This is a genomic window from Achromobacter sp. Root83, from assembly GCF_001428845.1.
In the GTDB taxonomy this organism is placed as follows: domain Bacteria; phylum Pseudomonadota; class Gammaproteobacteria; order Burkholderiales; family Burkholderiaceae_B; genus Achromobacter.
Genome location: NZ_LMIU01000001.1, coordinates 310,358 through 322,327 on the forward strand (window position 1 = coordinate 310,358; position 11,970 = coordinate 322,327).

The 11,970-nt window shown below is 67.9% G+C and carries 13 protein-coding genes; 7 read left to right on the forward strand and 6 right to left on the reverse strand.

The window, feature by feature from the left end:
- Window positions 1-4: 4 nt before the first annotated feature.
- The 3 genes from ASE30_RS01405 to panB form a co-directional block, all read right to left on the reverse strand.
- A complete protein-coding gene (locus ASE30_RS01405; RefSeq protein ID WP_057282475.1) occupies window positions 5-808 on the reverse strand; it encodes an aspartate dehydrogenase in 804 nt (267 codons plus the stop codon).
- 74 nt (window positions 809-882) lie between these two features.
- Complete coding sequence (locus tag ASE30_RS01410; protein WP_057282476.1) at window positions 883-1,833, reverse strand: adenosine deaminase; 951 nt, start codon at window positions 1,831-1,833, stop codon at window positions 883-885.
- Between the two features lie 178 nt (window positions 1,834-2,011).
- Window positions 2,012-2,917 carry a 3-methyl-2-oxobutanoate hydroxymethyltransferase gene (gene panB, locus ASE30_RS01415; RefSeq protein ID WP_057283213.1) on the reverse strand — a complete coding sequence of 302 codons (906 nt, stop codon included), beginning with the start codon at window positions 2,915-2,917 and terminating at the stop codon, window positions 2,012-2,014.
- A gap of 242 nt (window positions 2,918-3,159) precedes the next feature.
- Between panB and ASE30_RS01420 the strand changes: the two genes are divergently transcribed.
- From ASE30_RS01420 to ASE30_RS01450, 7 genes are all read left to right on the forward strand, one after another.
- Window positions 3,160-3,873, forward strand: a complete 714-nt coding sequence (locus tag ASE30_RS01420) for a hypothetical protein (protein WP_057282477.1) — start codon at window positions 3,160-3,162, stop codon at window positions 3,871-3,873.
- Between the two features lie 40 nt (window positions 3,874-3,913).
- Window positions 3,914-4,279, forward strand: a complete 366-nt coding sequence (locus ASE30_RS01425) for a sel1 repeat family protein (RefSeq protein WP_057282478.1) — start codon at window positions 3,914-3,916, stop codon at window positions 4,277-4,279.
- 10 nt (window positions 4,280-4,289) lie between these two features.
- Complete coding sequence (locus tag ASE30_RS01430; RefSeq protein WP_057282479.1) at window positions 4,290-5,648, forward strand: MATE family efflux transporter; 1,359 nt, start codon at window positions 4,290-4,292, stop codon at window positions 5,646-5,648.
- A gap of 114 nt (window positions 5,649-5,762) precedes the next feature.
- Window positions 5,763-7,325: a lytic murein transglycosylase gene (locus ASE30_RS01435; RefSeq protein ID WP_057282480.1), complete on the forward strand. Its 1,563-nt coding sequence runs from the start codon at window positions 5,763-5,765 to the stop codon at window positions 7,323-7,325.
- The gene (locus ASE30_RS01440; protein WP_057282481.1) at window positions 7,322-7,930 is read left to right on the forward strand and encodes a bifunctional 2-polyprenyl-6-hydroxyphenol methylase/3-demethylubiquinol 3-O-methyltransferase UbiG; all 609 of its coding nucleotides are present in this window, start codon (window positions 7,322-7,324) and stop codon (window positions 7,928-7,930) included. Before ASE30_RS01435 ends, ASE30_RS01440 begins: the two co-directional genes overlap by 4 nt.
- Before the next feature lie 72 nt (window positions 7,931-8,002).
- Entirely contained in the window at window positions 8,003-8,548 is a 546-nt protein-coding gene (locus ASE30_RS01445; RefSeq protein ID WP_057282482.1) for a GNAT family N-acetyltransferase, read from the forward strand.
- Between the two features lie 74 nt (window positions 8,549-8,622).
- Window positions 8,623-8,805: an oxidoreductase-like domain-containing protein gene (locus tag ASE30_RS01450; RefSeq protein WP_057282483.1), complete on the forward strand. Its 183-nt coding sequence runs from the start codon at window positions 8,623-8,625 to the stop codon at window positions 8,803-8,805.
- Window positions 8,806-8,835: 30 nt separating this feature from the next.
- Here ASE30_RS01450 and ASE30_RS01455 read toward each other — a convergent pair whose 3' ends face one another.
- The 3 genes from ASE30_RS01455 to ASE30_RS01465 are packed head-to-tail and all read right to left on the reverse strand — an operon-like array spanning window position 8,836 to window position 11,968.
- Complete coding sequence (locus tag ASE30_RS01455) at window positions 8,836-9,273, reverse strand: acetyltransferase (protein ID WP_057282484.1); 438 nt, start codon at window positions 9,271-9,273, stop codon at window positions 8,836-8,838.
- Window positions 9,274-9,318: 45 nt separating this feature from the next.
- Window positions 9,319-11,058, reverse strand: coding sequence for a peptidase M14 (locus tag ASE30_RS01460; RefSeq protein ID WP_057282485.1), 1,740 nt, complete (start codon window positions 11,056-11,058; stop codon window positions 9,319-9,321).
- A gap of 40 nt (window positions 11,059-11,098) precedes the next feature.
- Entirely contained in the window at window positions 11,099-11,968 is an 870-nt protein-coding gene (locus ASE30_RS01465; RefSeq protein WP_057282486.1) for an ABC transporter permease, read from the reverse strand.
- Window positions 11,969-11,970 lie beyond the last annotated feature (2 nt).

Sequence of the window (11,970 nt, forward strand, 5' to 3'; positions counted from 1 at the left end):
GGGTTCAGGTGCCGACGCGCAAGGGGCCGGTCAGCTTGCGCAATGCCGCCACCACGCTTTGCGCGGTGATGCGCCCGGTCTTGGGATTGGCCGACGGGATGTTCTGGATCTCCATCGAGAACGAGGCCGAGTCGGACACGACCTCGACGCGGTGGAGGTTGCGCTCCAGCGAGGGATCCGCCCAGATTTCCAGTGTGGTGCGGTCCGGCCCGATGCCCGCCAGCGACACGCTGACCGCCACGTTCAGATTGGCCGGAAAACCCACCGCCGCTTCGCGCGGCGAACCGCGGAAGATCAAACGGGGTTCGGTGATGTCCGCGATGTCGATGTTGTTGTCGGTCAGGTAGGGCGCGCCGAGCAGGCCGCGCACCGGCTTGCGGGTGATCATCGTCACGGAATGGATGACGCCTTCGGCGGCCGCGGTGATGGCGTCCAGGCCCAGGATGGCGCCGGACGGCACGATGATCTGCCCGCCATGCTGGCGGGCGACTTCGATCAGGTCGTCATTGCGCAGCAGCGCACCGGAGCTGAGCACCACCAGCTTCTTGCCGGCGCGCAGCACGGGTTCGGCCAGGGCGCGGAACACGGCGGCAGGCGCGCATTCGACGACCACGTCGCAATGCTCGGCAAGCGCGTCGATGGTGGTGAAGGCGGGGGCGCCATTCGTCCACGCAAAGGCAGGCGGGGCCTTGGGGTCGCGCACGGCGACCGCGGCGAGCGTCAGGCCGGACAGGCCGGCATCCAGGGATTGCGCCACGGCCTGGCCGATGGCGCCAAAGCCGGCAATGCCGACGCGGTAGCTGTTCATGGGAATCCAAAGTTGATCAGGCGGAAAGGGCCGTCGGCAACTGTAGCCAGTGCATGGCCATGCGTCAACGAGGCCTACTTCGCGATCCGCGCATCCAGGCTGTTGTCCGCCAGGGCCTGGGCCTGCGCCCGCGACATGCCCAGGTGTTCATACAGCGCGTGGAAGTTCTCGTTGACGTAGCCGCCGAAATACGCGGGATCGTCCGAGTTGACGGTGACCTTCACGCCGGCGTCCAGCAGCGACAGGATGTTGTGGTCGCGCATGTGGTCGAACACGCGCAAGCGGGTGTTCGACAGCGGGCAGACCGTCAGCGGAATCTGTTCGTCGATCAGTCGGGCGATCAGCCTGGGGTCTTCCGCGGCGCGCACGCCGTGGTCGATGCGCAGCACATGCAGCAGATCCAGCGCTTCCCAGATGTATTCGGGCGGGCCTTCCTCGCCCGCGTGGGCCACGGCGGGCAGCCCCTCGGCGCGCGCGCGGTCGAACACCCGCTGGAACAGGCGCGGCGGAAAGCCCTTTTCGCTGCTGTCCAGGCCCACCGCGATGAACGCGTCGCGGTAGGGCAGTGCGGCGTCCAGGGTGCGCATGGCCTGTTCTTCGGGCAGGTGGCGCAGGAAGCTCAGGATCAGGCCGCTGCTTACGCCCAACTGCTTGCGGCCGTCTTCGAGCGCCTGGCTGATGCCGTTCACCACGACTTCGAACGGCACGCCGCGGTCGGTGTGGGTCTGCGGATCGAAGAAAGGCTCGGTGTGAACCACGTTCTGCTCGCGGCACTTCAGCAGATAGGCCCAGGTCAGGTCGTAGAAGTCCTGTTCGGTGCGCAGCACGTCCGCGCCCATGTAATAGAGGTCCAGGAATTCCTGGAGGTTGCCGTAGTTGTAGGCGCCGCGTAGCGCATCGATGTCGGGCCAGGGCAGCGCCACGCCGTTTCGCTGCGCCAGCCGGAACAGCAGCTCGGGTTCGAGCGAGCCCTCCAGGTGCAGATGCAATTCCGCCTTGGGCAATGCGTTGAGCCAGTCGTACATGGATGCTCCAATCTAGAGGTGATGCGTATTCAGTGGCTGCCAGTGGCGGGGCGCCGATCATATCCGGAATATCCAGGCCGGCCTGGAGGGTGCCTGGGACAAGGACGATGTGCCGATTATTCTCCGCCGCCGGGCGCTTGGCAACGCGGATGCGGATACAAGTTCCAGCGCGCCCGCGCTACCAGGCGTGCTGCGCGTCAACGGGAAACGAACCGTCCTTGACCGCGCGCGCGTAGGCCGCGAACGAGGCTTGGACCCCGTTTGATCCATCCGCGAAGTTGCGCACGAACCTGGGCATTTTCCCGATGTTGAGCCCAAGCATGTCGTGCATGACCAGCACCTGGCCATCGGTGCCGGAACCGGCGCCGATGCCGATGGTTGCGCAGGAATTCATCGCACCGGTGAGTTCGGCGGCCAATCGGGCGGGGATCATTTCCAGCACCAGCATCGACGCCCCGGCCTGGTCAAGCTCGCCGGCGTCCCGCAGCAGCTTGGCCGCTCCGTCTTCGTCGCGTCCTTGAACGCGGTACCCGCCCAGCGCCGAGACGGTCTGGGGGGTGAGTCCCAGATGGCCGCATACCGGAATGCCGCGTTCGACGAGGAACCTGACGGTCTCGGTGGTCCAGCCCCCGCCCTCGAGCTTCACCATGTGCGCCCCGGCCTGCATGAGGCGGATCGAGGACGCCATCGCCTGGTCGGCCGAGCGGTGGTAGGACCCGAAAGGAAGATCCGCCACCAGCAGGGCCGCTCCGTTCGATTTCTCCAGTCCGCGGGATACGCATTGGGTGTGATAGGCGATGTCTTCGAGCGACACGCCGACCGTGCTGGTCCTGCCCTGGCACACCATGCCAAGGGAGTCCCCGACAAGGAGGCTGTCGATGCCGGCGGCGTCGGCGGCGGCGGCGAACGTCGCGTCGTAGGCCGTCAGCATGGATATTTTTTCACCGGCCTGGCGCATGTCGGCGATCGTCCTGACCGTGACCTTCCTGCGCCTGGCGGGACCGCCTGCGGGTGGCACGCCGCCATAAGGCGCGGCGGCGCCGTCCTGGGCGGAGGTTTGCGTGGGATCGTTCGGCTGGGACATGTCCGTTCTCTTTTCGATTTCACAGAGCAGGTGCATTTGCCGCTGTCGCGCGGGTGCGCAGCGGCCGTTGCATCGTAGTACAGATCTGCCGGACGGCCGCTGGCGTCGAGGTTCCGCGGGTCCGGGAATGCGGGTGACAGGCCGCCGCAGCGGGATTCGGATATAGTCCCCGCCTGCCGGCGAGCTTGGGGCGGCGCGGTCCGGCGGAAGCCACGCCTGGGCCAGCAACGGGAGAAACGGTCATGATTACAAGAATGCCTGGCGCGCGGCGTGCGATCCGGTTGGCGGCGGCCACGCTGGCGGTGGCTGCGCTGAGCGCGTGCGGCGTGTCGCGGGTGGACGGCGTGTCCGTGAAATGGCCGCCCTTCAAGGAAGGAACGCTGCTTGCCTTGCCCTCGGACCCGGCGCAATGCCCGGACCTGGCCGGCACGTACCGCGCCCAGGGCGAGCGCCAGTCGGGCGACCCGTCGGTCTCGCTCGCGGACCTGCGCGACTTTCTTGTGTACCCTTTGGACCTCCCGGGCATGGGTGACACGCCCTTGCCGGCGTGGCGCTCGTCGCCTGATGCCACCGTTTCCCTGTCCAAGGACGTGGCGGCATGGGACGTGCTGGCGCAGGACGGCCACGGGGCGCGCTCCGCGGGGCGCTTGCCCTTGCACGAGGGCGGCAAGGCGTCCGCCGCCGAAGCGCAAGCGTCTTCGCACCGGCCGGGCGACGTCATCCAGCGGGAGGCCGGATGCACGCAGGGCCGGTTGTGGGTCAGCGTGCGGCACGATTGGCGCCAGCACGAGTCCGTGGGCGTGCGGCGCCATGTCGCGATCCTGCGCAAAGAGGCGGACGGCCTGCTCGTGACCGTCCAGCGAGAATCCGACAGCATAGGCATGCTGTTGCCCTGGTACACCAATGAGAGCGGTCTGTCCCAGTACTGGTTTGCGCCGGTGGCGGACCTTCCTTGAACCTCCGCGGGCTCGCGCCCGCTCTTGCCGATACTGCTTCATGACTGCTAAACGACTGATTGTCTGGACCTTCTTCTTCGCGCTGTTCGTGGCGCTGGTGGCGCTGTTCTGGCGCGAGCTCTTCGACCAGACGCCGCGTTCGCTGCGCGACCTGGGCGGCCATCCCGAGGGCGGCGACTTCCATATCTATGGCGAGTCGCCCCGGCACGATGGCATGGCCGACCGGGCGCTGCTGGCCGCCGCCCAGCGCGGCGATCCGGGCGCTCAATATATGCAGGGCATCGTCATGGAGCACTTCGACATGAAGGAAGCGCTGCGCTGGTACGAGAAGGCCGCGGCCCAGGGCGACGAAGCCGCGCAGGAACGCCTGCAGCAACTGCGCGAAGCGCCGCCCGCCGCGCGGTAGAAGGCCTGCCTTGAACACCCCCGCGCAACACGCCCGCTTCGTGAGCGGCCCTCTCGGCGGCCACGTCATCGAGATGATCCTGACCGGCTGGGCAAGCATGCTGGCGGTGTTCGCCGTGGAGTTCCTGTCGCTGCTGTACCTGGGCACGCTCAAGGACGAGGCGGTGCTTGGCGCGGTGGGCTTCGGGTCCATGACGCAATTCACGATCATCTCGGTATGCATCGGGGTGACGGTCGGCGGCGCGGCGCTGGTGTCGCGGGCGCTGGGGGCTGAAGACGCGGCGCGCGCCCGGACGTTGGCCGGCGCCTCGCTGATTCTGATGGCCGCCACCGCGCTGGCCGCTGGCGCGTTGTTCCTGGCGGCCATCGGCCCATTCACCGCCGCGATCGGACTTGCCGAGGACGTGCGCGGGCATCTGCTTTCCTATGTGCTCATCACCACGCCGTTCGCCGTGGTGATGGGCCTGGGCATGATGCTGTCCAACCTGCTGCGCGCGGCGGGCCATGGACGTCAATCCATGTGGGTGCTGCTGGCCGGCACGGCGACGGTGGCCGTGCTGGATCCTATCGTCATCTTTGTGCTGGACGGCGGCATGGAAGGCATCGCGTGGGCAGGCGGGGTGGGGCGCGTGGCCACGCTGGCGCTGGGCGGCTGGCTGGTGTTCCGCAAGCACCGGCTGGTGGCCTGGCCCGCCAGGAAAGCGCTGCGCGAGCACCTGACGGCGATCGGAAGCATCGCCTTGCCCGCCGCGCTGACCACCCTGGCCACGCCCGCTTCGGTCATCTTCACCGTGTCCACCTATTCAAGCTTCGGGCCTAGCGTGCTGGCGGGCGCCACCGTCGTGGACAGGCTGCTGCAGCTTGCCTATTCGCTCTTCTTCGTGCTGCCGGGGGCCATCGGGCCGATCCTTGGACAGAACCTGGGCGCGGGCCAATGGGAGCGCGTGCAGCAGACCGTGGGCCTGACCGTGCGTTGGGCGCTGCTATACGGCTTCGCGGCGGCGATCGTGCTGGCGGTGCTGGCGCCATGGATGCCCGATGTGTTCCAGGTGACCGGCCCCGGCCGCGACCTGATCATATTCTTTTGCCGCTACGGCGGCTTCGCCTGGGCGCTCAACAGCCTGTTCTTCGTGTCCATCGCCGTCTTCAACAACCTGGGATATGCCACCTATTCCACCGCCATCGGCTGGCTGCGCGCCACGCTGGGCACCTTGCCGTTTGTCTGGGTGGGCGCGCACTACGGCGGGCCCGAGGGCGTGATGCTGGGCCAGATGGCCGGCTTTGCGCTATTCAGCCTGATTGCGATGGCGCTGTGCCGGCGCGTGCTTCGCGCGCCACCCGCCGGGTACGCCGCCCGGGCGGCTGTCTAGGGGCGGAGCAGGGCACCTCTCAACGTGAACCGACGCAGGCCCGCCCGCCGGCGGTTCGATTTCGCCGGCTGGTCGCGGTACGATCCCGGCTGACTTCGAATTTTCAGGAAAGCCATGCGTCAGAGTTCCATTCGTCCTCGAATCGACAGCTTCTCCCGCGTGCTCGCGGCCGCTGCCTTGGCCGCTGCGGCCAGCGCCGCACAGGCGCAGTCCCCGGGGTCTGCGACCGGATCGCGGGTCCAGTCGCCCGCGCCTGTGCAACCCCAGACTCCGCTTACACCCAAGCGCAGTTTCGACGACGCCCCGGCCGCACGCGCCCACGAGGCGCCGTCAGCCGCGGCGCCTGCCGCCGCTCCGGCCCCGGCTGCAGCGCCGGCCCCGGCTGCCACGCCCGCCGCACCTGCTGCCGCAACGCCTGCCGCAACGCCTGCCGCCGCGCCTGCCGCCGCGCCTGCAGCAGCACCCACGGTCATCATCCCGACCGAGCTGGACACCAAGGCCTGCATCGCCAAGCTGCGCAAGGGCGCGGCCGCCAATGGCCTGACCGTCGCGGACTGGGACAAGTACACCGCCAACGCCACGCTGCTGCCCACCACGGTGGCGTCCGCCAAGGGCCAGCCCGAAGGCCGCGAAAGCTGGTGGGACTATATCGCCAAGACGGTCGACGACGAGCGCGTGCAGGACGGCCGCGCCGTGATGAGCAAGTACGGCTCGCAACTGGCCAGCATCAGCCAGCAGTACCAGGTCGACCCCGCCACGCTGGTCGCCATCTTCGGTATCGAAACCAACTACGGCCGCCAGGTCGGCAAGACCAACGTGCTCGATGCGTGGCTGACCCGCGCCTGCACCGAGAACAAGCAGCTCTGGGAAAAGAACGCCTACGCCTCGGTGCGCCTGCTGCGCGACGGCACCGTGCCGGCCGACAAATTCGTCGGCTCCTGGAGCGGCGCCTTCGGCATGACGCAGTTCATCCCGACATCGTTCTACGAACTGGCCGCCGACGGCGACGGCGACGGCCGCATCGATCTCTACAACTCGCTGCCCGACGCGCTGGCCTCCACGGCCAATCACCTGCGCAAGCGCCGCGCCAAGTGGACGCACGGCCTGCCGGCGGTGGTGGAAGTGCGCGTGCCGGCCGAACTGGCCGCCGCCATCCCTCCGGAACCCGACGCGGAATACGTGGGCTCGCAGGACCGCCGCACGATTGCCCAATGGGCGCAGGCCGGTCTGAAGCAGGGCGACGGTTCGGTGCTGAAACTGCCCTCGGGCAATGAAGAGCAGGCCTACCTGTTCGCGCCAACCGGCGCGCGCGGCCCTGTGTTCCTGGCCACGGTGAATTTCGACGCGATCCTGCACTACAACCAATCGCGCCGCTATGGACTGGCCGTGGCGCTGCTGCTGAACCGCCTGCAAGGCGGTCCGGCCATCGCCGCCGCCTGGCCTACCGATGACCCCGGGCTGTCGCGGGCACAGATCAAGGAACTGCAGGAACAGCTCTACGGCCGCGGCTACGACATCGGCGTAGCGGACGGCATCCCGGGCGCCAAGACCCGCGACGCCGTGCGCGCCGAACAGGAACGGCGCAACCTGCCGCAGGACGGACGCGTCGGCAAGCGCATCCTGGATGCGCTGAAGGCCGACCAGCCCGACGCCATGCGGGCGTATCCCTCGCGATGAGCGGGCCGCCGATCGCGGGCACGGCGGGGTATGGCGAGAATGCCTCGGCGCTCGCTGACCAATACGAGAGCATCGCGTTTTCGTACGTGCACCGCGATGTCGCGCATCTGATCCCGGCCGCGCCGGTCCGCATTGCCGACATCGGCGCGGGGTCGGGCCGCGATGCCGCGGCGCTGGCCCGCCTGGGCCATTCGGTCGTGGCCGCCGAGCCCACGCCCGAGCTGCGCCGGGAGGGGCAGCGCCGCCACGCCCTGCCCAATCTGGAATGGGTGGGCGACGCCTTGCCCGGCCTGTCGGGCCTGCGCGGGCAGGGCCGCGTGTTCGACGTGATCATGCTCACCGCGGTCTGGATGCATCTGGACGCCGCGGAACGCGCGGCGGGCATGGCCAGCCTTGCGGCGCTGCTGGCGCCGCAGGGACAGATCCTGATGTCGCTGCGCCACGGCCCGGTGCCGGACGGGCGGCGGATGTTCGACGTCTCGGCCGAAGAGACCATCGCGTTGGCCGCCGGACATGGCTTGTCCAGCCATCATCTGTCCACGCGCGAAGACATGCTGGACCGTGCCGACGTGCACTGGAGCTTCCTGGGATTGCGGCGTATCTGAGGGTTAGGCGGGAGTGTGCCGGCGCGTGCCTGCCGGTATGATCGGCGTATCCCGCCACCACTCCCGACCGTCATGCCGACAGCCGAGTTTCCCGACGACTTTCTCACTCAGCGCCTGCATGCCCGCCGCATGTCGCAGGCGCATCTGCCTTTCATCACAGAAATGCACGCGAACACCGATCTCATGGAATCCATGGGCGGAACGCGCGACGCGGCGGCCAGCCGGCGATACGTCGCGCAGAACATCACGCACTGGACCGAGCACGGCTACGGCATGTATGTGCTGGACGACCGCGACACGGGCAGGCTTGCCGGGCGCGCCGGCCTGAAGGTGTCCACATCGCCGGGGCGCGCCGGCATCGAACTCGCCTATGCCCTGCACCCCGATTGCTGGGGCAAGGGCTACGCGCCCGAGATCGCCCGCGTGCTGATCGCGCTGGGATTCAGGCTGCTGCCCGTGGATGTGCTGGGCGCGGTGGCACTGCGATCCAACACGGCGTCCCGGCGCGTCATGGAAAAAACCGGGCTGCGCTATGTCGGCATGACCGGCGATAAGCCCGAACCGAAGGTGTGCTACGAGATACGGCGCACGGATTGGCGCAAGCTGGAAGGGGTGTGACCGCCGCTGGCGGACAGGGCGGGATGCGAAAGCCTCGCCCGCAAGGCGCGATCGCGCCGCGCTAACATTGCGGCATGAGCACCCAGAAGCTACCCGACGACGATCCGCAGCCCGTTCCCCCCGAGCGCCCCGCGCCCGAGGAATGCTGCAACAGCGGTTGCATCCCCTGTGTCTATGACCTCTATGACGAGGCCATGGACCGCTATCGCGACGCTCTGAAGGCCTGGCGCGCCCGGCACGAGCCGCCGGAGGGCTGAGCCGCGGGTTCGGCTGAGCGCGCGCGGCGCTCAGCCGGCCAGCTTCATGTGGATGATGGGAAACGGCCGGCCCGAATCATCGTAGGCGGAACGGCCCACGTCCTCGAAGCCGTAGTGCTTGTAGAACCCATGGGCCTGCGGGTTCTGCTCGTTCACGTCGACCAGCAGCGTGCCGTGCAGCGAACGCGCGAAGTTCAACAGGCGCCGGCCGGCACCCTTGCCGCGCTTGTTGGCATCCACGAACAGCATTTCGACCTTGTTGCCGTTCAGGCCCATGAAGCCGGCCACTTCGCCGGCATCGTCCTCGCAGACCCAGACCCGCACCGAGGGCAGGTAGGTGTTCAGCACCTGCGGGTACATGGCCTGGATTTCCTTTTCGGAAAGGAAAGTATGGGTGGCGCGCACCGAACGGAGCCAGATGTCCACCAGGGCCAGATCGTCGCCGTGGTTGCGTTCTCGGATGTTCATTTTTATTGATTCTGTAGGTCGGATGCCGACTGCGGTCCTTGGCCGCTAGAGTCCTGAACGGTAGAGGTCCGTCGCCGCCAGCACCGTTTCCATCTGCACAGTATGCGCGAAAACGAATCGGTCGCCGTAGACGGTTTCATCCGGAAACTCCGAGATCAGCGCCAGCGGCAGCTCCTCCCGGTCGGTCTCCGTGACCTGCACCGGAATGCCGTTCAGCACGTCAAAGCCCGATTCGAGCGCGTGTGCATGGAATAGTTCCAGTTGACGGGCGTTGAACTCCACCAGCCCGGGCACATTGCGGGCCAGCCGGGCAGTGACGCCTTCGATCAGGCGGCGGGCGCGTTCGCGCCAGCCGGGATGATGGCGCAGCACCAGGAAGAAGCCTTTGGGAATCGTCCAGAGCTCGAAATGACGCGGCAGGTAGCCCGACAAGGGGCGCGTCCATTCGTGCGCGGGATAGCCGTGCAGGTTGATGTGCAGTTGCGCGCCGCTGATGGCGTGCGCCTGGTGCCTGCCCTCGCGCTCGAAGAACGGCGCATGCTCGCGGTAGGCGATGTCGTCGCCCAGCGCGCTGTAGCGCGATGCGTGCAGCATGTGGCGCGGATGGTGGGCGCGCAGGCGGTTAAAGAGCGCGTATCCGTCGGGATTCTCGGCGGCGATCAGCGCGAAATGCGCATCGCCGCGCGCGTTCAGCGCCTGGGCCGCGCGCAGCGCGCCCACGACGCCCGAGGTTTCGTTGGCGTGCTGCGCCCCGGAGATGAAGACCGCGGGGCCGGGGCCGCGCACATAGGTGCCCAGCACCGGACGGCCCTGCCGGGACACGGCCTGGAAGGCGTCCCCGCCGAAGGCCGCCATGCATCCGGCGATCTGTCCGGCCGACAGCGGTTCGCGTGTCTGCGCCAGCGGGGTGTCGAGCTGCGCCGGTGCGACAGGCGCCAGCGCGGCGAAGGGCTCCAGCGAGATCTGCACGCGAGCCGCGCCGTCGTGGCGGCGGATGTCGGGGATGATCTGGCCGGGCTGCAGCCCGCGGTCGCCGGACGGACGGCCGGAATGCTGCTGGAAGTGTTCCAGCAGCGAGAAGTAGATGTCTTCGTGCAGCGCCTCGAAGGTGCTGACGATTTCTTCGTCCACCGGCAGGGCGAAGTCCATGCCCGGCAGGTCAACGCGGATTTCCAGGCGGTCGAAATACGGTTCGTGCGCGCCCCAGGCATGGTTGCGCACGGTGTCCATGATGCTGCGGAACAGAAGCTGGTATTCGGTAGCCTGCGCGGCGTCGGTCTGCACCGCGCCATCGGCGTCCAGCACGCGCAGCCAGCCCGTGGGCGACAGTTCGGGCGTGCCGTCGGGTGCGTGCCCGACCTGGTTCGGCGCGTACACGCGGGTATCGGTCTTGCGGCCGTCGGCATAGGCCAGGCTGACGTCGTAGTGCAGATCGGCGGCGCCGGGCTGCATGGTCACACGCACGCCGTCCAGCAGCGCCACGAGCGGATACGCTTCCAGCGTGAAGCGCTTGGCCTGGGCGTGCTCGTGCAGCGGATAGCGCACGGCGACCGACACCAGCCCTTCGAGATCGGCTTCTTCCAGGAAGTAATGCAAGAGCGGCTTATAGGCGCTGCGAAAGCGCGCCTTGACGCCGGCCTGCTCCAGACGCGCCTGCGCCGCGCGGCGGGCCTCCACGCCTTCGAACAGCCAGCCTTCCACGACCGCGCCGCGCCAGGCCGGCGCCAGGTAGGCGTGCGTCCAGGCATCCAGCGTGCGGTCAAACGATTTTTCCAGCAACGACATACTCAGTATTCCTTCCGGGCCCGCGGGGCCGGATCGATTTTCAGACCTTGCCGGTCGGGTCCAGGCGGTCGCGCAGCCAGTCGCCCAGCAGGTTCAGGCCCAGCACCGTCAGCATGATGGCCAGCCCGGGAAAGACGCTGACCCACCAGGCGGTCTGCATATAGGTGCGGCCGTCGGCAAGCATACCGCCCCAGCTCGGGATCATGGGATCCACGCCCAGGCCCAGGAAGGTCAGGCTGCTCTCCAGCAGGATGTTGTTGGCCACGTTCAGGGTCATCAGGATGACCAGCGGACCCAGCAGGTTCGGCACGATGTGATGTCGGATCATGGCCAGGTCGCGCACGCCGAAGGCGCGGGCGGCCAGCACGAATTCACGCTCGCGCAGCGCCAGCACCTGCGCCCGCACCAGCCGTGCGTATTGCACCCACTGCGACACGATCATGAAGAAAATGACGTTGAACAGCCCGCCGCCCAGGATCGCGATGAACGTGATGGCCACCAGGATGAACGGCAGCGCAAGCTGCACGTCGGCGAAGCGCATGACGATCATGTCCCAGAAGCCGCGGTAGTAACCGGCGATGAGGCCCATGACGATGCCCAGCAGCGCGCCGCCGATGACGGACGCAAAGCCCACCATCAGCGAGATCTTGCCGCCGACGATGACGCGGGCCAGCACATCGCGGCCGAGGGGGTCGGTGCCGAAGGGATGGGCGGCCGACGAGAAGGGCGCCATCAGGCGGCCAGCCAGATCCATGGATTCGCCGCCGTCCGGAAAGAGCCAGCCAGAGGTCAGCACCAGCGTGACCATGACGCCGGTCAACAGCGCGCCCAGTATGAATTCCAGCGAGCGGTAGCGGCTGCGCGGCTTGAACGCCTTGGGGGCGGTGGCGGTAGGTGTGGTTGTCTGCATAA